This is a genomic window from Rhodoferax sp. TS-BS-61-7 (genome assembly GCF_002943465.1).
Lineage (GTDB): Bacteria > Pseudomonadota > Gammaproteobacteria > Burkholderiales > Burkholderiaceae_C > Allorhodoferax.
On record NZ_PTQY01000001.1, the window covers coordinates 344174 to 363263 of the forward strand.

The 19090-nt window shown below is 61.9% G+C and carries 27 protein-coding genes; 17 read left to right on the plus strand and 10 right to left on the minus strand.

What is annotated here, in order from left to right; all coding sequences use genetic code 11:
• Positions 1–344: 344 nt before the first annotated feature.
• The 3 genes from C5F53_RS01620 to C5F53_RS01630 form a co-directional block, all read right to left on the minus strand.
• Positions 345–3053, minus strand: coding sequence for a VapE domain-containing protein (locus tag C5F53_RS01620; protein ID WP_105259583.1), 2709 nt, complete (start codon positions 3051–3053; stop codon positions 345–347).
• A gap of 80 nt (positions 3054–3133) precedes the next feature.
• The gene (locus C5F53_RS01625; protein WP_105259584.1) at positions 3134–3436 is read right to left on the minus strand and encodes a hypothetical protein; all 303 of its coding nucleotides are present in this window, start codon (positions 3434–3436) and stop codon (positions 3134–3136) included.
• A complete protein-coding gene (locus C5F53_RS01630; protein ID WP_105259585.1) occupies positions 3433–3888 on the minus strand; it encodes a phage regulatory CII family protein in 456 nt (151 codons plus the stop codon). Before C5F53_RS01630 ends, C5F53_RS01625 begins: the two co-directional genes overlap by 4 nt.
• A gap of 153 nt (positions 3889–4041) precedes the next feature.
• Here C5F53_RS01630 and C5F53_RS01635 point away from each other — a divergent pair, with 153 nt between their 5' ends.
• The gene (locus C5F53_RS01635) at positions 4042–4380 is read left to right on the plus strand and encodes a hypothetical protein (protein ID WP_105259586.1); all 339 of its coding nucleotides are present in this window, start codon (positions 4042–4044) and stop codon (positions 4378–4380) included.
• Positions 4381–4598: 218 nt separating this feature from the next.
• Here C5F53_RS01635 and C5F53_RS01640 read toward each other — a convergent pair whose 3' ends face one another.
• Positions 4599–4901 (minus strand): transcriptional regulator, encoded by a 303-nt coding sequence (locus C5F53_RS01640; RefSeq protein ID WP_370446695.1) that lies wholly within the window; start codon positions 4899–4901, stop codon positions 4599–4601.
• A gap of 58 nt (positions 4902–4959) precedes the next feature.
• Between C5F53_RS01640 and C5F53_RS01645 the strand changes: the two genes are divergently transcribed.
• The 15 genes from C5F53_RS01645 (at position 4960) to C5F53_RS01710 (ending at position 12193) form a co-directional block, all read left to right on the plus strand.
• Positions 4960–5355 (plus strand): hypothetical protein, encoded by a 396-nt coding sequence (locus C5F53_RS01645; protein ID WP_105259588.1) that lies wholly within the window; start codon positions 4960–4962, stop codon positions 5353–5355.
• A gap of 62 nt (positions 5356–5417) precedes the next feature.
• Entirely contained in the window at positions 5418–5735 is a 318-nt protein-coding gene (locus C5F53_RS01650; protein ID WP_201740770.1) for a hypothetical protein, read from the plus strand.
• The gene (locus tag C5F53_RS01655; RefSeq protein ID WP_105259590.1) at positions 5732–6343 is read left to right on the plus strand and encodes a BRCT domain-containing protein; all 612 of its coding nucleotides are present in this window, start codon (positions 5732–5734) and stop codon (positions 6341–6343) included. The genes C5F53_RS01650 and C5F53_RS01655 overlap by 4 nt, the downstream gene beginning before the upstream one ends.
• Before the next feature lie 87 nt (positions 6344–6430).
• Positions 6431–6850, plus strand: a complete 420-nt coding sequence (locus tag C5F53_RS01660; protein ID WP_105259591.1) for a hypothetical protein — start codon at positions 6431–6433, stop codon at positions 6848–6850.
• Positions 6847–7173 (plus strand): hypothetical protein, encoded by a 327-nt coding sequence (locus C5F53_RS01665; RefSeq protein WP_105259592.1) that lies wholly within the window; start codon positions 6847–6849, stop codon positions 7171–7173. The genes C5F53_RS01660 and C5F53_RS01665 overlap by 4 nt, the downstream gene beginning before the upstream one ends.
• The gene (locus tag C5F53_RS01670) at positions 7170–7469 is read left to right on the plus strand and encodes a hypothetical protein (RefSeq protein ID WP_105259593.1); all 300 of its coding nucleotides are present in this window, start codon (positions 7170–7172) and stop codon (positions 7467–7469) included. The genes C5F53_RS01665 and C5F53_RS01670 overlap by 4 nt, the downstream gene beginning before the upstream one ends.
• 1 nt (position 7470) lies before the next feature.
• The gene (locus tag C5F53_RS01675; RefSeq protein ID WP_105259594.1) at positions 7471–7857 is read left to right on the plus strand and encodes a hypothetical protein; all 387 of its coding nucleotides are present in this window, start codon (positions 7471–7473) and stop codon (positions 7855–7857) included.
• A complete protein-coding gene (locus C5F53_RS01680) occupies positions 7845–8069 on the plus strand; it encodes a hypothetical protein (protein ID WP_146097268.1) in 225 nt (74 codons plus the stop codon). Before C5F53_RS01675 ends, C5F53_RS01680 begins: the two co-directional genes overlap by 13 nt.
• On the plus strand, positions 8066–10171 hold the full coding sequence (locus tag C5F53_RS01685; RefSeq protein ID WP_161499864.1) for a ParB/RepB/Spo0J family partition protein: 2106 nt from the start codon (positions 8066–8068) through the stop codon (positions 10169–10171). The genes C5F53_RS01680 and C5F53_RS01685 overlap by 4 nt, the downstream gene beginning before the upstream one ends.
• A complete protein-coding gene (locus C5F53_RS01690; protein ID WP_105259597.1) occupies positions 10168–10797 on the plus strand; it encodes an HD domain-containing protein in 630 nt (209 codons plus the stop codon). The genes C5F53_RS01685 and C5F53_RS01690 overlap by 4 nt, the downstream gene beginning before the upstream one ends.
• Entirely contained in the window at positions 10794–11297 is a 504-nt protein-coding gene (locus C5F53_RS01695; RefSeq protein WP_105259598.1) for a hypothetical protein, read from the plus strand. The genes C5F53_RS01690 and C5F53_RS01695 overlap by 4 nt, the downstream gene beginning before the upstream one ends.
• Positions 11294–11539, plus strand: a complete 246-nt coding sequence (locus tag C5F53_RS01700) for a hypothetical protein (RefSeq protein WP_105259599.1) — start codon at positions 11294–11296, stop codon at positions 11537–11539. Before C5F53_RS01695 ends, C5F53_RS01700 begins: the two co-directional genes overlap by 4 nt.
• Positions 11536–11790 carry a hypothetical protein gene (locus C5F53_RS01705; RefSeq protein WP_105259600.1) on the plus strand — a complete coding sequence of 85 codons (255 nt, stop codon included), beginning with the start codon at positions 11536–11538 and terminating at the stop codon, positions 11788–11790. The genes C5F53_RS01700 and C5F53_RS01705 overlap by 4 nt, the downstream gene beginning before the upstream one ends.
• Entirely contained in the window at positions 11787–11960 is a 174-nt protein-coding gene (locus tag C5F53_RS20215) for a hypothetical protein (protein ID WP_161499865.1), read from the plus strand. Before C5F53_RS01705 ends, C5F53_RS20215 begins: the two co-directional genes overlap by 4 nt.
• The gene (locus C5F53_RS01710) at positions 11957–12193 is read left to right on the plus strand and encodes a pyocin activator PrtN family protein (protein WP_146097269.1); all 237 of its coding nucleotides are present in this window, start codon (positions 11957–11959) and stop codon (positions 12191–12193) included. The genes C5F53_RS20215 and C5F53_RS01710 overlap by 4 nt, the downstream gene beginning before the upstream one ends.
• 23 nt (positions 12194–12216) lie before the next feature.
• Here C5F53_RS01710 and C5F53_RS20220 read toward each other — a convergent pair whose 3' ends face one another.
• The 4 genes from C5F53_RS20220 to hemN form a co-directional block, all read right to left on the minus strand.
• Positions 12217–12603 carry a hypothetical protein gene (locus tag C5F53_RS20220; RefSeq protein WP_161499866.1) on the minus strand — a complete coding sequence of 129 codons (387 nt, stop codon included), beginning with the start codon at positions 12601–12603 and terminating at the stop codon, positions 12217–12219.
• A gap of 586 nt (positions 12604–13189) precedes the next feature.
• Positions 13190–14260, minus strand: a complete 1071-nt coding sequence (locus tag C5F53_RS01715) for a diguanylate cyclase (RefSeq protein ID WP_105259602.1) — start codon at positions 14258–14260, stop codon at positions 13190–13192.
• 39 nt (positions 14261–14299) lie between these two features.
• Complete coding sequence (locus C5F53_RS01720; protein ID WP_105259603.1) at positions 14300–14983, minus strand: sulfite exporter TauE/SafE family protein; 684 nt, start codon at positions 14981–14983, stop codon at positions 14300–14302.
• 9 nt (positions 14984–14992) lie between these two features.
• Positions 14993–16393 carry an oxygen-independent coproporphyrinogen III oxidase gene (gene hemN / locus C5F53_RS01725; RefSeq protein WP_105259604.1) on the minus strand — a complete coding sequence of 467 codons (1401 nt, stop codon included), beginning with the start codon at positions 16391–16393 and terminating at the stop codon, positions 14993–14995.
• 190 nt (positions 16394–16583) lie between these two features.
• On the opposite strand from hemN, the gene fnr reads away from it, so the two are divergent.
• Positions 16584–17303 carry a fumarate/nitrate reduction transcriptional regulator Fnr gene (fnr, locus tag C5F53_RS01730; protein WP_105260359.1) on the plus strand — a complete coding sequence of 240 codons (720 nt, stop codon included), beginning with the start codon at positions 16584–16586 and terminating at the stop codon, positions 17301–17303.
• A 16-nt stretch (positions 17304–17319) separates the two neighbouring features.
• On the opposite strand, the gene C5F53_RS01735 is transcribed toward fnr, so the two are convergent.
• Both C5F53_RS01735 and ccoG read right to left on the minus strand, forming a co-directional pair.
• The gene (locus C5F53_RS01735; protein WP_105259605.1) at positions 17320–17598 is read right to left on the minus strand and encodes a FixH family protein; all 279 of its coding nucleotides are present in this window, start codon (positions 17596–17598) and stop codon (positions 17320–17322) included.
• Between the two features lie 9 nt (positions 17599–17607).
• Complete coding sequence (gene ccoG / locus C5F53_RS01740; protein WP_236635174.1) at positions 17608–19077, minus strand: cytochrome c oxidase accessory protein CcoG; 1470 nt, start codon at positions 19075–19077, stop codon at positions 17608–17610.
• Between the last annotated feature and the right edge of the window lie 13 nt (positions 19078–19090).

The following is a 19090-nucleotide window of genomic DNA, read 5'->3' on the forward strand; positions in this document are numbered from 1 at the left end:
ACACACACAAATCGCTCGGGAGCGCGCGTGCGAGCGCACGCCTGCCTGCATCACGTGCCCACATATAAGGAGGCGCATGCGGGGTTGCCCAAACCCACCGGGCAATGCAGCAGCTTCAACTCGGTATTCGGAGGAATAGGACCGCGCTGTGTGCTCCATGCCAAAGGGTGGACGTGTGGACGCCTACACCCTGGGCCGACTGGGTTGGCTACGTCATAGGCGCGTGCAATGACTTCCCCGCTACCGCACCACACCGGGGATCGCGAATCTCGCCTCCCATACCCGGTGCGCTGCGGCGCGTTTGCTGCACCGAGAGCTTTTCGGGCGCACAGGCCCATCGCTGCTCAAAACGGTACATTGTCATCGTCCTCATGGTCAGTGCCCTGTGCAGGGCCGCCAGTGGGTTTGCTTGGGCCCGCCGGTGGCGGTGCCTCTTCATCTTCATCCGCAAATTTGGGTGGCCACATCTTGGGCTGCTTGTAGCCCCTGCGACGCAGGCCACCGCCCTCGCGTCCATACGTCCAGCCGTGGGCCTCCAGCCAGCCACGGATCTGGGCCTCCAGCAAGCTGCTGGACTTGGCCGCATCGGTGCCCAGGGCTGCCACCAGCCGGTCCAACGTGACAAACGTGGCGTTCACGTTCAGGTCGCTGCTTACCTTGCCTTCAGCTCCTGGTGAACCTTCGCGGGTCAGCATCTCGTACAGGCGGGACTGCACTGCAGTTTCCACCAGGCGCTTCTTTTGCTCAGGCTCGAAAAACTCAGCTTCTTCCTGTGGCGTGGGTGTGTACCGCTCGCCTTGCGAGTACAGGTGATACGCCTCGGCAAACAGCTGCTCACGCCACTTCTGCAGCCACTCCAGCTTGATGAACTGCTCGATCCAGATGGGCCAGAAGCGGCGGTTGCCGGTCAGGTCGTACAGATACTGTTTCTTGTTGGTGGAGCAGAAGATCACGCACTGGCGTGGGTGGGCCTGCACATACTTGCCATAGGCGCCACGGAAGCGGTCAATCGTGGAGCTGAAGAACTGCTTGACCTGCTCGCTATCGGCTTTGCGCAGGGCGGTCAACTCGCTCAGCTCGTAGCCCCACAGGCCCTCCAGCTGCTCCATGCCGTCTTTGCCGTTGCCCACATCGAAGTGGGTGTCGCTGAAAAACTCCACGCCCACGAGCGTCTTGACCAGGGTGGACTTGCCACGGCCTGGCAGGCCCTCAAATACAGGTGAGTAATCGAACTTGCAGCCAGGCTCCATCACTCGCGCCACCAGGCCCATGAGCAGGAAGCGCCCCACCAGCTCGTGATAGCGCTTGAGCTTGGGTTTACGCTCCAGCTCGGTGGTGCCTGGCTTATCTTTGTCTGGGCCCTTGCCCAGGATATGGATCAACCACTTGTCGATGCGGCTTGTGCCATCCCACTCCAGGCCCTGCAGCCAATCGCGGATGGGGTGAAAGCGCCGCTCATCGGCCACGGTGTCGATGGCCTCCTCTAGCGCGGCCTTGCTGGCAGCCTTGACCTTGTAGATCGTGCTGAGCCAATCGCCCAGGCGCAAGGCATCGGTCTCCTCCAGCGGGCCCGCCTTTTCACGCCATGGCCATGGCACCTGCGTGCTGGGTGCGCCGGTCAGTGTGTTGAGGCCCAGACAACGCTTGAGCGCGGGCGCCTTGCGCAGTGCGGTGACCACAGCGCGGCGGTTGATGCCGATCTCGTGCACCTTGCACTTGAGCTGATCGCACAGCCAGTCCAGGTGGCCCTGGAAGGCATCGCCATCACCGTCAAACTCATCTTCACCGGCCACAGGGCCACCGGGGGGATCGATTTTTTTACCGCCACCCGATCCACCAGCTGCCGCCTTGGCCTCTGGCTTCGCGTCTGCAGCGGGGAGTGGCTGCGCGCGGCCAAAGAACTGCAGCACCTGGTCAAAGCCCCAGCCATCGGTCTGGATGGCATCGGCACAGTCCCAACCATCGGGCACGGCCAGCGGCTCGGGAATGGGCAGGATCTGGACCTTGCACCCGTGCGTGCCCTGCAGCAGCGCACCAATGCCCAGCATGGCCTTCATGCCCACTTGCTTGTTGGCAGGCAGCAGCGGCTTCGTCGCCGCGGCTATGTCACGCGCCGCATCGTCCAGGCACTGAGCAGCCTCCGCGTTGGTCAGCTTCTCGCGCTTGCCATCGCAGTCGGGCCACAAGATCACATCGGTGCCGGCAACCCACTCCCACAGTGCCTTGTCCCACACCTTGCAGCCCCCTGCCCAACTGGCCACCAGGTAGACACCTGGCGCGCGGGCATCCAGCAGGTTCTGCAGAATGTCGGCTTTCTTTTCGCCCTCCACCACCACGACGGTGACCACTCGCCCCGCAGCCTTGGCAGCAGCTGGCGACACACCGCCAGGAAAGTACAGCGGCCGGGGCTCCACCCAGGTGCGCCACTTCCAGGCCAGCGTGCTGTTGGCTTGGCTCTGGCACCAGGTATGGGGCAAGGTTTCTTTGCCGCCATCGCTGGTGCGAAAACGGACCACGTAGCCATACAGGGCACCGTCCACCATGTAAGTGGCTAGGTGCTCAATGTCCTCTGGCTGACGGTGCTCGTGTTTGAAATTGGCTTTGGGCGCCATATCGGGCACCGGGGCCACTGTCACCCACGGCTCTTTCAGTTTGACGCGGGGCGCCACTGGTGCGGGCGCAGGGGTAGGCTTAGCCAGTTTGGGGGCACCCTGCGCTGGCATCACGCCGGCCACAGACTCTAGACCCAGCTCGCGCGCCAATTGCACCGCTGCCGCGCCGTTAGTCATTCCATGGATGGCTGCATAGAGAGAGATGAGGTCGCCGCCCTTGTGCTCGCCACCGTGGTCTTGCCACTTGCCAATGCGGGCGCCCTTCATGCACACCGATAGGCTTGGCGTCTTTTCAGACCGCCAGAAGCTGTGCACAAAGTACTCATTGCCCTTCATGCTGCCGCCATCCAGCCAGGCGGGCACCAGGGAGTCGATGCGATCCAGCAGCGCGTCGTTCAGTGCTTCAAAGCGGATGGGGGGAAGCGGCTCACGCTCTGCCATACAGCGCCCCCAATCTGCAGGGGGCAAACATCCAGACCGGCAGGACCACCACCGGGGTCTTTGTCAACGTCATGCGGGGCTTACCTCACCCAGTCGGCCATGCAGTTGCCAAGGTCAACCCAGCCCTGCTGGATCTCATTGGCCACTGGGTCAGCTGCAGCCGGGGCGTACTCGCTTACCGGGCGGTTACGGTAGTCCACGCGGCGGGTGCCCACAATCTGCAGCGCACCGGCGCGCTTCATGTTGTCCACGCAGCGGCGGGCATCGCTGAGCCCCACCTGGCTGGAGTGGGCCAGCTCACGCAACGTGGCAGCACGGCCCTCGCTGTGGTAACTGCAGGCGGCTGTGAACAGGGCCTGACGTACATCGCCGGCCGGCCTCATGGGCGGTGCTCCTCAGCGTTCAGGGTGCGCGCTGCGCCCAGCAGCTGGTGCACAGCAGCCAGCAGTTCGGCGGCCTCGCGCTCGATGCGCTGCAGCTCGTTGTCGCTCAGCCGGTTATCACCCAGGTCGCCAGCCACCTCGGTCACCAGCTCGCTAAATTCGCGGGCGGTGGAGCTGAGCTTGTCCAGGCAGCTCCCCACGGGCCCGGTGGGTATCTGCGGCATGCGGATCACCACCAAGCCGTGCTCTGCGTTCCAGGCCTCCAGCACGCGCAAGTCGCCGGTCAGAGCGGTGATGGTGGCCGCGTCCTCCAGGCCCAGCTTGGCGCTGCCCTGCCCCACCAGCTCGTGGTTTAGGGTGGTGGGGTTCTTACCCATGCGCAGGGCCAGGGCGGCAGCGCCACCGGGGTAGGCGCGGGCCAGGTTGAGGGCTTGATCACGCAGAGTGGTCATGGCTGTGGGCTCCTGTTGTAGTGATAGACGGGCAGCACAGCGGCGCAGACACTGCGGCCATGTACCCAAGACGCGAAAAAGGTGAGCCCCCTACAAGCGGACAATGGGAGCTTCTCACCACCACCAACGCCACTAAAAGGGGAACTCGAAAACATGAAACGTGTACTGGTACTGATCCACTTCACCGCCAAGCGAGAGGGCGCCGCTTTCTTGCAAATTGGCAAAACGGCCATCGCAGCAGTGCAGAGCAACCTGACCGATTCAGCGGCCTTTTTGAACTCCAACATTTGCTTCGGCTTTGTCGGGTTCACACCGCTAGAGGTGAGCGACCTGCACAAGGTGCTGACCAAAGCGATAGCGCCAAAAATTGGCGACAACATCAGCGTGCTGCAGCTGGACGACAACATCATTTCGACCCATCCAGGTCTAATGGAGTGGCAGGCCACAACGGTGATACGGGCGGCCCGCGAAAAACCGTCGCCGTGGAAATAGGCTGCGCGTCGTACTCACCAAAAATCTGTTTCAACTGCGCGGATGACACATGCGTCTGCATGTTGCCAATCCAATTGAAAGGCGGGCAAAACACCAGCCACGCCAAAAAACGGGCAGTGCGTGACGTGTACATCACCCCCGACCTGGAGCACCTGCCCCACTGCTCCAAACGGTGGTGCACCCAATCACGGCGGGGAGCGCGGTTTGTAGTTGCCACGTCAAGCCCCCTGCCCTGCTACGGTTTCAGTAGCTGCTTGCGCAGTGTTGGCGGGGGCTTGGGCCAGTTCTGGCCAATATTTGTGCCAATCATCTGGCCGCAACTGCTTACGCGTGACAGTACCTTTGGTGGCGAGCTCGATAGCCAGACACCGAGCGGCAGGCACAGGGCGTTTGCCCACCTTCCACTCGTGCACGGTGGGTGGTGCAACTTCTAATATGCGGGCCAGCACAGTCAACCCACCAACAAACTGGGCGGCACAACCGACAGGTGATGTGTTTTGCATGCCTACATTATTAGGCATTACCTACGGTTTTCACAAGGCATTGCCGAATAATTTTCGAGATTGCCTAATTCCTCCCATGGAAAAAGCAATTCACATGGGAGTGAAGCTCAAAGAAGAAGCCGAACGCCTGGGCCTCAAGCCCAAAGATTTGGCCGAAAAATTCGGCGTTAAGCCACCGTCTGTGTACGACTGGTACGAACACGGCCGCATACACAAGAAGCACTACCCGACCCTGGTCACCGTATTTGGCCGAAGCATTGACTGGTGGCTTGATTTGGGAGAAGAGGGTTTTGTGGCACGTGAAGAAAGCATTTCGTATCACAGCCCTGATCCACGTCATCATGTGCTACTTGACCTTTTCGATGGACTCCCCACCAAAGAACAAGATGAACTGATCAGGACCCTTACGGAGAAGAAACACCACTACGACTCGGTGATTGAAGAACTTTTGTCGCGCAGAAACGCAGCCTGACCATGCGGATACAACAAAGCATTACCAGACCTCCCAGCCTCGCTGAGCGCTGGGAAGATCGCATGGAAGGCAAGGACAAAGGCTTGATCGCCAGCTGGCTACGCGGAATCGAAAAGGCCAAAGAGGAACCCGCTCTGGCAGCTAAAGCCCGAGCCGGCGAGCTGCCGCCTCTTCCCTGGAAGGGGGGCGTGGAACGGGCCATTAAGGGCAGCAAAATCGGGGCACTCCACTACCTTGCTGCCTGGCAAGGGCTGCGGGGAGAAGACCTGGACGTCGATATGAATGACGAAGTTTCAATGACCTGCACACGTACACAAGTCACTGTTCTGTTCACTGGCGACTTAAAGAAACTCCTGGCCGAAACAGACTCCACAAAATGACCACAGCAACCTCGCAAAGCCAAATCAGAAGCCGCGAGGACAAAGGCATCGCCATGCTGCTTGGCATCATCACAGGCATCGTGGCAGACGGAGCCCTTCACGATCTGGAAGTGAAGATGCTGCACACATGGCTCACCGACAATCAGGCAGTTGCCAGCACATGGCCCGGCTCTGCCGTTGTAGCCGTCATTGAGGCCGCCATTGCAGACGGCAGCATCGATGCCAATGAACGCACCAAGCTGCTCGATCTGCTGACTGGACTTGCAGCCAACCAGTTTGCTGAAACCGGCTCTGCCAGCCCGGAAGTCATTGCTCTGCCGGTTGACAACGAATGCAGCGTGAACCTGAAGAGTGCTCGCGTATGCCTCACTGGCGAATTTGCACACGGAACCCGCGGCTTCTGCGAGCAACTTACCGTACAAGCCGGAGCCGAACTCCGCAGCACCGTTAACGGAAAAACCGACTACCTTGTGTTGGGCGCCAACGCATCACCCAGTTGGGCACACACGTCATTCGGGCGCAAGATCCAGCAAGCCATAGAGGCTCAGCGCGAGGGCAGCAAGGTAAAAATCATCAGTGAGGAACGCTGGAAGTCAGCTCTTACCTAAAATAATTTAGGCATTGCCTTGCAAATACTTAGGTAATACCTAATAATTCACTCCAACCCGCCCATTCCCGGCGGTCAGGAGTGAATAGTGCACACGTCTATACAGCGGTCCACCCGCACCCGTAAGCCCGCAGCGGCCCACCTCAGCGCCACAGCCGCCAAGCTCGTAGAGCAGATTCAGACCGAAGCGCGCGACAAGCTACTCACAGAACTCAGCGCCAAAGACGCCATCGTCGTCCTGCATGGCTTTGATGCCGACACCAGGGTTGTGGATACGAATTCCGCGCGCATCGAAATCTACGACCGCACAGGCAACAGCATCAGCCTGTACCGCTGCTATCAGGAGCCCGAGTACTGGCGCAATAGCGAGAACATGGTCGGCTATTGGAGCCCCGCTCGGTGGTACGGCGACCAGACCATGGTGGATGGCACAGGGGCCAAATGGAAGCGCGACCTGGGCGTCCACATCTGCGACGACTTCGGCAACCTGGTGCAGGTGGCCGAATGACCTACCGCGAAACCTTCAACGAGCTCAAAAAAGACGTGAGCACCGTGGGCAACTGGGTGCTGGCCTTGCTGCTTGCAGCGTGCATCGTCGGCATGACAGCGTTAAACCCCATGGAAGACCGGCGCGCCGAGTGGGCCCAATCTACCGCCGCGCAAGACGCTATCAAAACCGAAGCTGCCCGCGCACGGTTTGAGAGGGCTGCAGGCCAAATGTGTGGCAACGCCAGCTTCACCGAAGTGGATGCCACCACCGTCCGCTGCACCCCACGCAAAGGCCCCGCTCCAGCTGGCGCCGAGCTGCAAGTAGCCGAGGTGGCCCCATGAACTGCTGCAACGACTACGCCCACTGCACCCGTGGCAACAACTGCCCTGCCCGCGGCACTGCCATGCAGATTGCGGGCGCCGCTCACATTGACATGACTGGCTTGAGCACCGAAGAGCCATACCAAGCAGCTACTGCCGAACCAGACACCCACGAAGCGGCCCGCGATGTGCAGCCCGACTACATGACCCCATGGGAGTGGATAGCCGACCTTGCGCGCTCTGCAGTAGCCGCAGCAGTAGCTGCAGCACTCATGGGAATGGGCATGGGCTTTGTCTACGGGCGTTGGATTTTCTGACATGAACGCCGCAGCCCAAACCGCCCTGCGCGCTTTCGCGTTCGACATGTTCTACACCGGCACCCTGCTGCACAAGGCCGAGGTGCGCACCAAGCTGCTGGACGGCGCCGACCACGCCGTGCCAGTGGTGTGCATGGATGTGGAGCTGGACAACGACATGCGCACCACCCTGCACGTTGAGCACCCCTTTGGCATGGGCCAGCACGCCCAGGCAGCGGCCGAGGCCGCCAAGTTCAAGCGCGGCATGCAAGTGCGCGTAAAGGCCCCAGCGCTGGACATGCGCCTGGTGGCCCGCAACGCCAGCGAGATCACGCCCATCGACACCCCACCCGCTGCGCCCGCAGCACCTACCCCAAACCCACAGGAGCCAGAGCTATGGCAAGCGTAACCCTCATCTTGGAAGACACGCCCGACGGCACCGTGGCCGTACACAGCAACTTCAAACCCGCCATTGGCAGCCCCTGCAGCCTGGCCCAAAGCGCCGCGCTGGAGATCATGAACCGCACCGCCCGCGAGTACGGCCTGCCGCCCTCCTCACGCTTGAAGCCCTTGCCAGACGTCATTCGCAGTGAAGTCAATCCATGCGGGAGCGACCTGTGACCACCGAAACATTCGCCCGCCTGGCGCTGGCCCTCATCGAGACCAGCCTTACCAACCCGCGCAAGACCTTTGACGCGGCCAAGCTGCAGGAGCTGGCTGACAGCATCAAGGCCAGCGGTGTACACCAGCCCGTGCTGGTGCGCCCCCTGCCCGGCAGCCGCCTGGAAGACACCCACCTGGACCCCGCCACCGGCAAAAAGCGCACGGTGCTGCCCACCCACGAGCTGGTGGCCGGCGAGCGCCGGTACCGGGCCAGCAAACTGGCAGGCGTGGCCGACATTCCCGCCATGATCCGCGAGCTGACAGACGACCAGGTGCGCGAGATCCAGATTGTGGAGAACCTGCAGCGCGACGACCTGAGCGAGCTGGAGGAGGCAGAGGGCTTTCAGCAGCTGATGCAACACAGCGGCCTGAACGCTGACCAGGTAGGCGCCAAGATTGGCCGCAGCCGCGCCCACGTCTATGCCCGCCTGAAGCTGCTGGACCTGGGAAGCGATGCCCGCGCCGCTCTGAGCGCCGGCAAGATCGAGGCCAGCACAGCGCTGCTGGTGGCCCGCATCCCCGACAGCAAGCTGCAGGCCAAGGCGCTGAAAGAGATCCTGGACGGAGAACACGACTACCAGGAAGGCAAGCGCGTGCCCCTGTCGCACCGCAAGGCCCTCAAGCTGGTGCAAGACAACTACATGCTCAAGCTGAGCAGCGCCACCTTCTCAATTATTGCGGCAGACCTAGTGCCAGCAGCTGGAGCCTGCGATGTGTGCCCCAAGCGCACCGGCGCCGCACCCGATCTTTTCAGCGATGTGAAGAATGCAGATGTGTGCACAGACCCATCGTGCTTCCACAAAAAGGAAGAGGCCCACGCCGCTGCACAGGTGGCCGCTGCCGAAGCCAAAGGCCTGACGGTGATTGCCGGCAAGGAAGCCCAGGAACTGCGCACTGCAGGCTACAACGAAAAGCTGAAGGGCTACCGCCGCCTGGACAGCGCAGAGGACAGCCCAACCGACAAGCCGCTGCGCAAAATCATTGGAGCGCAGATGAAGGTGGATGGCATCAAGCCGGTGCTGATTGAAGACCCGCGCAACAAGGGCGAGTTTCTGGAGTGTCTGGCCAACGAGACCGTGCTGAAACTGCTCAAGACCGTGGAGGCCCAAGCCGCAGCAGCCAGCCAGGCCAGCGCGGGTGACAAGGCCCCCAAGGTGAGTGCCGAGGTGCAAAAGCTGGTGAGCGATAAGAAGGCCAAGGCAGAGGCTAAGGCGAAACAGCAGTATGAGCGCGAGTGGCGTGCCACTCTGGTGAAGGATGCATGGCAATCGATGCTCATGGACGGCGATGCACCGGCGACCTTCAATACCGAATTGCACCGCTACTTGGTAGTCCGCGCCGCCCGCAACCTGAGCACCGATGATGCCGCCGCCATTTGTCAACTGCTGGATCTGGGCAAGGTATCCCCCGTCAGCGCAGTGACGGACTATGCCCGTGAGACATTGGACCCTGACACCTTGCACCTGCTGATCATCATGCAAGAGGCCAGCGACACCGAAACGCACACCTACGGCGGGCGCGTGCCCAATGAGGGGCTGATGCTGGTGGCGGGCAATGTGTTTGGTGCCCAGCTTGAACAGGTGATTACCGAAATTAAGGGCGAGGTGAAGGCCAAGATCTGGCCGAAGGTTGCAAAAACGGCAAAAAACGCGACCGCTCCGGCTGCGCCGCAAGAGGAGGGAGCGGGAGGAGCAAAGGGCAAAGGGCCTGCTGCCAAAAAATCGCCCGCCCGCGCTGCGAAGCTGACGGCCGAGGAGGCAACACAAGGCATCGCTGCCGCGATGCAGGGCATCGAACCTGTGGCTTCCGCTAAAGCGGTGGCGCCACAGCCCAGCCAGCTGGGTCTGGCGGTGGGGTTTGCAATCGGCCAGGTGGTGCAGGTGACCACCGACAGCTCCAAGTTCGGCGCCCGCTTGGCCATGCACAAGTGGTGTGGCAAGAAAGGCACCATCACCGCCCACATCGGCAAGGCATGGGACGTGACCTTCAAAGGCCGCAGCGGTGGCGTGGCTTCGTTCGATGAGGATGAGATCAGCCTGGTGGAAGGGGCTGCAGCATGAGCCAATGGATCATCACCTCCACCGCCCGAGAGCACTGGTTTTCGGGCCCCATGGCCACGGCGGATAACGTGCCAGGCGTGCAGGAATTCACGCACAGCCTGAGCATGATCAACCGGTACACCGGCCACACCAGCCGCCCCTACAGCGTGGCCGAGCACTCGCTGCTGGTTTACTGGCTGGCAGTGGCCGCCGGCGCCGACACCTCGCTGCAGCTGGCCGCGCTGATGCACGATGCACACGAGAGCGTCACCGGGGACTGCACATCGCCCGTGAAGCGCGAGATCGGCCAGCCCTGGAGCGCATTCGAGGGGCCGCAGCAAGAGCGCCTGCTGGCCCACTACGGCCTGCTGCAGGTCAGCCGCAGCCACCAGTGGGCCATCCGCCAGTGGGACCTAGAAGCCCTGGCCACCGAGCGGCGCGACCTGCTGCCGTTCAACCCCGCCCTGCACACCCCGTGGCCCGTGATTGACACGCCTGGCAGCGAGGTGCTGCCCGTGGGCGTGGATCTGAACCAACCCTGGCGCATCCACAGCCCCTGGTCGTACTGGCGCGACCGCATGGCCTTTGAGGTGAACATGCTGCTGGAGCAACGCATGCAGGAAGAGCAGAAGGCGGTGGCTGCATGAGCCGCAACAAAAAACCCCGCAAGGCCTACCGCCCCCGCCAGATCGCGGTCAACACCCTGCAGGTGGCGCTGTGGCGTGCCGCCAAGCCTGCCCGCAGCGACCGCGCTGATGTGCTGGGCAAGCTGTCTGCATCGGTGCAGGCCCTGTGCGCTGGCGTGGCCACAGAGCTGGACTGGTCTATTGCCGCCGGCTCGGCGAGCGTGGCGCAGGCCGTGGAGCGCCAGGGCATCGTGCGCGGGCTGGGTGAGCACCTGGCCAGCGCTGAGGCCGCGCTACAGGCCGTTTACGACCGCTGCCGCACCAGCGTGATGTGGCTGCGCCCCACCCTCACCATCCAGGAGGTGGACGCCCTGCGCCTACTGCTGGAGCTGCACACCTTCCAGGTCGAGCAGCTGGGCCGCGCAGAGTTCCTGGCCGCGATCGACGCGGCCCAACAAGACACCATCGCCCAGGGCCACACCGTGACGCTGGCGCGGGATTTGGAAAGGATGGCGGCATGAGCACCACCAACGCATTGCCAGCCTGCGATTGCCTGAATGACTGCGGCGACGACCCAAGGCTGAAGACAAACAAAGTAGCTGCGTGCGAAAAATTGAAGCAACGTCGTGAGCAGGACCATCAACGGGCTCTTGAGTTCGTCCGCGTCAACTTGATCATGCAGCAGTACGGCGTCACCACTGTCTATGACCTGATTGAACACTTGCACGCGGAAGTGACTCGACTGAAGGGCGACAAGCAATGACCGAAGCCCAAGACACCATCGAGATCAACTGCGAAATCCGCGCCCGGTCAGAGCTGGCCATCATGATCTACGACGGCCACAAGACCGTGTGGGTTCCCCGCAGCGAGATCATCGCCATGGGCGTGGAGGTGGCCACCGCCGGCCACCCACGCGCCACGCTCACCATCCCCGGCTGGCTGGCCCGCGAGAAGGCCATCAACACCAGCCAGGCCGACACCGACACGGCGGATTTGTTTGGGGGCCAGGCGTGACTGAAACCGAAACACCACCACCCGCCACCCGCGAGTGGCCAGCGCTGGCGCAGTCGTACCACGCCCACCACTTCAACTGCCCGGTGTGCATTGCCGCCGGCACGGGCTACGGCCAGCGCTGCCAGGCAGGCGCGCTGCTGTGGACCGCTTACCAGGAGTCTGTAGCGTGAAAACAGAACTAATGCTGCTGATCCAGACGGATGGATGCCCCACCATGACGGTGGCCGACATGAGCAAGCTGCTAAACCTCACGCCCAGGAGCGTGCAGAACCGCATCTACAAGAAGGATCTGCCCTTCCCCGTGTTCAAACTGGCGGACTCTGGCGAGTGGGTTGCACACGTGTCTGACGTGGCCACACACATTGACAACCAGCGTGAGGAAGCTGCAAAACTCATGCAGTAACCCTCCAAAAAATAGCCTAAAGACTATTTTTTGGAGGTGTCTGACTTCTTGCCAGCGACAAACGCAGTAACTATTCCAACCAATGTGGTGCCACCAATGATGGAGGCAGGTACTTCACTCCCACTCAAGGCGAGATAGGTAGCTGCACCCAAACCAATGAGTGAAATGACCAAGGCAAAGACTAAGCCAGCGATTCTTTCCATGAATATCATGGTGTTGATTCGTCGCGTCTCTTTGCGTCTAGCTTCTGACTCTATTTGTGTCTGATCGAAAACCCATTCGACCCTATGTGGCGCTATAGCCTGCAGGCGCTCGATTTGCTCTATGGGAAGGAGTGGTGAGTCAGTAGTTGTGTGCGATACAGCAACTTCATTTCTGTTGGCACGTACTTGCGTATGCTTACCGCTCATTACTCTTAAGCTCTCGTTTCGCCACGGTTGTCAGATCCTTGCCAACTTTACGCATATCACCAACGATCCTAGTGAAATCCCTTTGGGCATCACCAGGTCTAGGGTGGACATATCCATGGTTCATCGAGAACGGGTTATTGATGCTACGACCAGCACGAGCCAAAGCACGCAATAGTAGTTCAGACATCTTGGACTCCTTTCTAGACAAAGACAAAGCCCGCTTCAATGGCGGGCACGGTTTTGTTGGGTGGATCTAGTTTAACGCAACACATAAACCACACTGCTACACGATGTGTAAAGCCATTCATCAAATAAGGCTTGAATCAGACAAATTGCATGGGCAATACGCTCTATTTTCAATAGCACTCATTAAATCCATACCCCCTTGAGCGCCAGCAGATCGCCTACCAATTCAATATAAAAGCTATCAAATTGCTACAGATCATCCGCAAACCCGCATGGAATCTATACGTTTGCACAATCCATCATGGGGGCGACGGACAGACGCCAAGGATTGGGAGCAGACGTGGGGGTGCCAGAGAGTGGCAAGACAGAAGACATGGGCAGGATTATCCCAGCCCGGGCATCACAGCAGTGTGTGCACCCGGTTTCGTCCTGCCTGCTTGGCCTGGTAAAGCGCCTGGTCGGCGCGGTTCACCAGGTCGGCGGGGTCGGTCTTGGCCTCGGCCATGGCGGCGCCCACGCTCACGGTCACTGGCCGGTGCAAGCCCTGCAGGGCTTGCACCGCCTGGCGGATGCGTTCGGCCACCGCACGCGTGTCGGCCACCTGGGTGTCGGGCAGGATGACGGCAAACTCTTCGCCGCCGTAGCGGGCCACATGGTCATAGGCCCGGGCCTGCGATTTGATGGCCGCGGCCACTGCCTGCAGGGCCTGGTCGCCGGCCAGGTGGCCATACTGGTCGTTATAGGCCTTGAAGTGGTCCACATCCACCATCAGCAATGCCAGCGGCGAGCGGGTGCGCAGGGCGCGGGCGTATTCATTGGCCAGCAGCCGGTCGAAGGCGCGGCGGTTCTTCAGGTTGGTCAGCGCGTCGGTCAGGCTTTGCTCGGACAACTCGTCGTTGAGCTCCTGCAGCTGTTTTTGCGCGTCTTCCAGTTCGCGCTGGCGCAGGCTTTGTGCACGCGACAGCAGCTCCAGCTCGGCATTGGCACGGCGTAGGGCCAGCAGTTGCACCACCTGGCGCGACAGGGCTTTGAGCGCCTCGGCCTGCGCCTCGGTCAACTTGCGGGGAACTTGGTCGATCACACACACGGTGCCCAGCGCAGCGCCCGAGGCGGTCAGCAGCGGTGCACCGGCATAAAAGCGGATACCCAGGTCGCCAGTGACCAAGGGGTTGGTGGCAAAGCGGCTGTCGTCCAGCGCATTGGGCACTTCCATCAGGGCGTCGGGTTCGGTAATGGCGTGCGCACAAAACGCAATGCCACGCGGCGTTTCCATCGCGTTCAGGCCCACCCGGGCCTTGAACCACTGGCGGTCTTCGTCAATCAGGGAAATCAGCGCGATCGGGGTGTCGCAAATGAAGGCGGCGAGCTTGACAACGTCGTCATAGGCTTGCTCGGCCGCAGTATCCAGCACCCCCAGACTGCGCAGCTCTGCCAGTCGCAAGGCTTCGGCAGCGTAGGCGGTTTGGTCCATGGGGGGCGCCCTCCAACAGGGGGTGGTTCTTGATGTGCATCAAGGTGTGATGCACCATGGAGCCTGATTGTGCACCAATCCCATCCACAGAGCCCATGCCGAGCTGGCCGCCAGCGCCGCCCCGGCCAGGCGCACGCCCCATTTGCCGTCACCCATCTGGCCGCCCTGCAGGCGCAGCCACAACCAGGGCCCCAGCAGCATGGTGACCGAGGTGCCCAGGGCAAACAGGGCCATGACTGCGGCCCCACTCACCACGTCACCCGCCAACGCCGCCACCAGCAACGCCGAATACAACAAACCGCAGGGCAGCAGCGCCCACAGCATGCCCAACCCCAGCGGTGCCCCGCGGCCCCAGCGCAAACCCAGGCTGCGGGTGTAGCCCCATACCGTGCGGGCACCGGCCTGCAGCCACAGCGGCTGGCGCCCCTGCCAGAGCAACAGCAACCCCAGCACCAGCGCCGCCACATGCACCATGGACCACACAGGCCGCAGCGCGGCACTCTGCACCGTGAGCCATCCCAAACCCTGCATGGACGCGGCCGCCAGCCCACCCAGCAAGGCATAACCGAGCACGCGCCCGATTTGAAACGTGATGAGTGCCGAGGTTTGGCGCGGGCCCGCCGCCTGCCCAATACCCGCACAGGCAGCACCACACATGGCCATGCAGTGCGGCCCGCCCACCAGGCCCATCACCAGGGCCGTGAGTGCCAAAGAAGATTGCATCAGGCCATGCTAAATGATCTTGGAAAAGCGGGCACGGGTGCGGTCAGACTGCAGGTACTTGTCAAACACCATGGCCACCGCCCGCACAAAAAACCAGCCCTGCGCGGTGACCTGGATGCTGCTGTCGTCCAGCACCACAAGGCCCTGCCCGGCCAGCGTTTGCAGCGCCTCCATCTCAGTGGTAAAGTAGCTTTTAAAGTCCACCAGGTAGGCCAGGTTGATGGACTCGAACTGCAACTGGCCCTGGCACATCAGCGCCATGATGACGGCGCGGCGCACCAGGTCGTCGCGCGTGACGGCCAGGCCCCGCACCACCGGAAAACGACCCTGGTCCAGGTAGTCGTAGTACTCGTCCAGCGTCTTGGCGTTTTGGCTGTAGCTGGCGCCGATGCGGCCAATGGCCGACACGCCCAGCGCAATCAAATCGCAGTCGGGCTGGGTGCTGTAGCCCTGGAAGTTGCGGTGCAGCCGCCCTTGGCGTTTGGCCACCGCCAGCGAGTCTTCAGGCAGCGCAAAGTGGTCCATGCCCACATACACATAACCTGCTCCCATAAAAGCGGCGAGCGAGCGCGACAACATCGACACCTTGGAGCCCGCACTAGGCAACTCCACCGTGGCAATGCGACGCTGCGGCTTGAAGCGCTCGGGCAGGTGGGCGTAGGCGTACAGCGCAATCCGGTCGGGCCGCAGCTGGTTCACCTGGGCCAGCGTGCGGTCAAACGACTCCGGGGTTTGCTGCGGCAGGCCGTAGATCAGGTCTATATTGATGGACTCAAAACCCCGCGCGCGCGCCGCCGCAACAAGCGCAAACACCTGCTCGGCCGGCTGCACGCGGTGCACCGCCTTCTGCACCGCGGGGTCAAAGTCTTGTACGCCAAAACTCAGGCGGTTAAAACCCAGTTCGGCCAGCGTGTCGAGCCGGGCGGCGTCCACGGTGCGCGGGTCCACCTCAATGGAATATTCGCCACCCGGCGCAAAGTTGAAGTTGCGCCGCAACATGCCCATCAGCTCGCGCAGCTCGGTGTCGCTCAAAAACGTGGGGCTACCACCGCCCAGGTGCAGCTGGCTCACGGTCTGGCCAGTGCCCATACGTTCGGTGTGCAGGTCCACCTCGCGGCTCAGGTAGCGCAGGTAGGTGGCGGCCTTGTCGTGGTGTTTGGTAATAATCTTGTTGCAGGCGCAGTAGTAACACAGCGATTCGCAGAACGGAATGTGCACATACAGCGACAGCGGCAAGGCCAGCGCCGCCGCACCACTGCGGCGCTGGGCCAGGGCCTGGGCGTAGTCGTCGGCGGTAAAGGCCTCGACAAAGCGGTCTGCCGTGGGGTAGGAGGTGTACCGCGGCCCTGCAACGTCGAAACGGGTCAACAAATTTTCCGAGATGGGGGTGGTGTCTACGACGGCGTTCATGAATACTCCAAGCTACCGCACAGACTGTGACGCAAGCCCTGCACAAACTGCTTGATCTACATCAAGGAGCCAGCGCATGACCAGGAACATAATTGACTTGCATCAGGGGAACCATATGTTTGAGCCAATCGCACCCACCACCAAAGCCGCCGAGGCACATGCCACCATTGCCATTGCGCCGGCCACGCCCCTGACGCCCCACACCATTAAGGTGGCCTGCTCCAACTGCAACCTGCGCGAACTCTGCATGCCCCTGGGCCTGAGCCCCAGCGAGCTGGACAAGATTGACGACGTGGTGGCCAGTCGCCGCAAGATCAAACGCGGCGGTGCCCTGTTCCGCAACGGCGAAAAGTTCACCAGCCTGTATGCCATTCGCACAGGTTTCTTCAAGACCTGCGTGGCCTCCGAAGACGGGCGTGACCAAGTCACGGGTTTTCAGATGGCGGGCGAGGTCATGGGCCTGGACGGCATCGTCAACGACCACCACACCTGTGACGCCGTGGCGCTGGAAGACGCCGAGGTGTGTGTCATGCCGTTTGACCGTATTGAAGAACTGTCACGCGAAGTGAATGCGCTGCAGCGCCACGTACACAAGATCATGAGCCGCGAAATTGTGCGGGAGAACGGTGTGATGCTGCTCTTGGGCAGCATGCGGGCCGAAGAGCGCCTGGCAGCCTTTTTGTTGAACCTGGTGCAGCGCCTGCACGCGCGGGGTTTCTCGCAGTCCGAGCTGGTGCTGCGCATGACGCGCGAAGAGATTGGCAGCTACCTGGGCCTGAAGCTCGAAACCGTGAGCCGCACCTTCTCCAAATTTGTGGAAGACGGCATTGTGGAAGTCAAACAACGCCACGTGCGCATCCTCAATACCGAGGCCCTCAAGGACATCGTCAACCCCAAGGTCTGCAACTAAGCCACCCGCACGGGGCTTAGGGTGTGGCCGGAGCGGCCGGGGGCTTCACACCCGTGGCCGCATGGTTGCGCGCCTGCACCGCGGGTGCCAGGCTCTCGGGTGTCTCGGCCAGCGTGCGGTTGATCTCTATGCCCTTTTGGTAGTAGTTCTGGTCCACCACCGGGTCGGCCCCCGACACCGCCAGATACAGCGTGACAAACCCCGCCACCACCACAACAGCCGGGCCGGACAACACCAGCCAGACATAACCAAAGTGCCACCAGGGCTGCTGCAAAGAAGGGGCTTGGGTGTCCATGGGGAATCCTTAACGGGGAACAATAAATACCGACTTCTCGGTCACGGTGCCGTTGGGGGCCCCGTTGGTCACTTCAAAGTGGATGGGGTGGGAGCCTGCAGGTGCGGCCTCGTAAGGGATTTGCACCCGCACCGCCACCCAGCGCGCCTGGGTGGAGGCCACGGCCACAGTCGGCGCGTCCATCTGGGTGCTCATGCCCTCGATGCCGCTGGCGCTGACGCTGAAGTCCAGGTCCTGCTCGGTCGCGTTCATGATCTGCAGGCGGTACACGTTTTCGATCTTGCCGCCCTGCACGATGCGGGCCAGCGTACCCCGGTCGCGCACCACATCCACCTTGAACGGTGAACGCAGCGCCAGGCTCACCAGCATGGCCACCACCACCGCCACCAGAATGCCGGTGTACACCAGCACCCGCGGGCGCAGTACATGGCGCAGGGTCTGGGCGCGGGTCCAGTGCTGGTTGACGGCGTTTTGGGTGGAGTACTTCACCAGGCCGCGCGCGTAACCCATCTTGTCCATCACGGTGTCACACACATCGGCGCAGGCGCCACAGCCTATGCACTCGTATTGCAGGCCATCGCGGATATCAATGCCCGTGGGGCACACCTGCACACACAGGCTGCAGTTCACACAGGCGCCCAGATTCAGGGACAGGGGGTCGGCCTTGCGCGAGCGCGCACCGCGCGGCTCACCACGCTCCTCGTCGTAGGTGACAACCAGGGTGTCGCGGTCGAACATGGCGCTCTGGAAGCGCGCATAGGGGCACATGTATTTGCAGACCTGTTCACGCAGGTACCCCGCATTGCCATAGGTGGCAAAACCGTAGAACAGCACCCAAAAGGTTTCCCACGGGCCCAGGCCCCAGCCCAACACCGCGCTGGCCAGGCTGTGGATGGGCGTGAAATACCCCACAAAGGTGAAACCCGTCCACAGCGACACGGCCAACCACATGCCCTGCTTGGCCAGCTTACGGCCCAGCTTGTCCCAGCCCCAGGGGCCTGCATCCCGGCGCATGCGGGCGGAGCGGTCGCCTTCGGCGAACTTCTCCAGCCAGAGAAAAATCTCGGTGTACACCGTTTGGGGGCATGCGTAACCACACCACAGGCGCCCGGCCACGGCGGTGAACAGAAACAGCGACAACGCCGAGATCACCAACAGGCCCGTGAGGTACACAAAATCTTGCGGGTACAGCACCAACGAGAAGATGTAGAACCGTTTGGCCACCAGGTCGAACAGCACCGCCTGTCGGTCACCCCAGGGCAGCCAAGGCAGGCCGTAAAAAACCAGCTGCGTGAGGAACACCAACGCCCAACGCCACCGGGTGAAATACCCCGACACGCTGCGCGGGTAGATCTTCTTGTGGGCCTCGTACAAAGCCACCATCTCGGCGTCGGCGCCGGGCGGTGGCTCTATCGGGCCACGGTCCGGGGACGGCGCAATCGGAATGACTTTGCGCGAGGGATCGGAAGTGGTGTTCAACACAAGGTCCTGA

Coding starts and splice junctions, on each gene's coding strand:
- C5F53_RS01620 (WP_105259583.1), bottom strand. CDS start 3,053: ATGGCAGAGCGTGAGCCGCTTCCCCCCATCCGCTTTGAAGCACTGAAC.
- C5F53_RS01625 (WP_105259584.1), bottom strand. CDS start 3,436: ATGAGGCCGGCCGGCGATGTACGTCAGGCCCTGTTCACAGCCGCCTGC.
- C5F53_RS01630 (WP_105259585.1), bottom strand. CDS start 3,888: ATGACCACTCTGCGTGATCAAGCCCTCAACCTGGCCCGCGCCTACCCC.
- C5F53_RS01635 (WP_105259586.1), top strand. CDS start 4,042: ATGAAACGTGTACTGGTACTGATCCACTTCACCGCCAAGCGAGAGGGC.
- C5F53_RS01640 (WP_370446695.1), bottom strand. CDS start 4,901: ATGCCTAATAATGTAGGCATGCAAAACACATCACCTGTCGGTTGTGCC.
- C5F53_RS01645 (WP_105259588.1), top strand. CDS start 4,960: ATGGAAAAAGCAATTCACATGGGAGTGAAGCTCAAAGAAGAAGCCGAA.
- C5F53_RS01650 (WP_201740770.1), top strand. CDS start 5,418: ATGGAAGGCAAGGACAAAGGCTTGATCGCCAGCTGGCTACGCGGAATC.
- C5F53_RS01655 (WP_105259590.1), top strand. CDS start 5,732: ATGACCACAGCAACCTCGCAAAGCCAAATCAGAAGCCGCGAGGACAAA.
- C5F53_RS01665 (WP_105259592.1), top strand. CDS start 6,847: ATGACCTACCGCGAAACCTTCAACGAGCTCAAAAAAGACGTGAGCACC.
- C5F53_RS01670 (WP_105259593.1), top strand. CDS start 7,170: ATGAACTGCTGCAACGACTACGCCCACTGCACCCGTGGCAACAACTGC.
- C5F53_RS01675 (WP_105259594.1), top strand. CDS start 7,471: ATGAACGCCGCAGCCCAAACCGCCCTGCGCGCTTTCGCGTTCGACATG.
- C5F53_RS01680 (WP_146097268.1), top strand. CDS start 7,845: ATGGCAAGCGTAACCCTCATCTTGGAAGACACGCCCGACGGCACCGTG.
- C5F53_RS01690 (WP_105259597.1), top strand. CDS start 10,168: ATGAGCCAATGGATCATCACCTCCACCGCCCGAGAGCACTGGTTTTCG.
- C5F53_RS01695 (WP_105259598.1), top strand. CDS start 10,794: ATGAGCCGCAACAAAAAACCCCGCAAGGCCTACCGCCCCCGCCAGATC.
- C5F53_RS01700 (WP_105259599.1), top strand. CDS start 11,294: ATGAGCACCACCAACGCATTGCCAGCCTGCGATTGCCTGAATGACTGC.
- C5F53_RS01705 (WP_105259600.1), top strand. CDS start 11,536: ATGACCGAAGCCCAAGACACCATCGAGATCAACTGCGAAATCCGCGCC.
- C5F53_RS20220 (WP_161499866.1), bottom strand. CDS start 12,603: ATGAGCGGTAAGCATACGCAAGTACGTGCCAACAGAAATGAAGTTGCT.
- C5F53_RS01715 (WP_105259602.1), bottom strand. CDS start 14,260: ATGGACCAAACCGCCTACGCTGCCGAAGCCTTGCGACTGGCAGAGCTG.
- C5F53_RS01720 (WP_105259603.1), bottom strand. CDS start 14,983: ATGCAATCTTCTTTGGCACTCACGGCCCTGGTGATGGGCCTGGTGGGC.
- hemN (WP_105259604.1), bottom strand. CDS start 16,393: ATGAACGCCGTCGTAGACACCACCCCCATCTCGGAAAATTTGTTGACC.
- C5F53_RS01735 (WP_105259605.1), bottom strand. CDS start 17,598: ATGGACACCCAAGCCCCTTCTTTGCAGCAGCCCTGGTGGCACTTTGGT.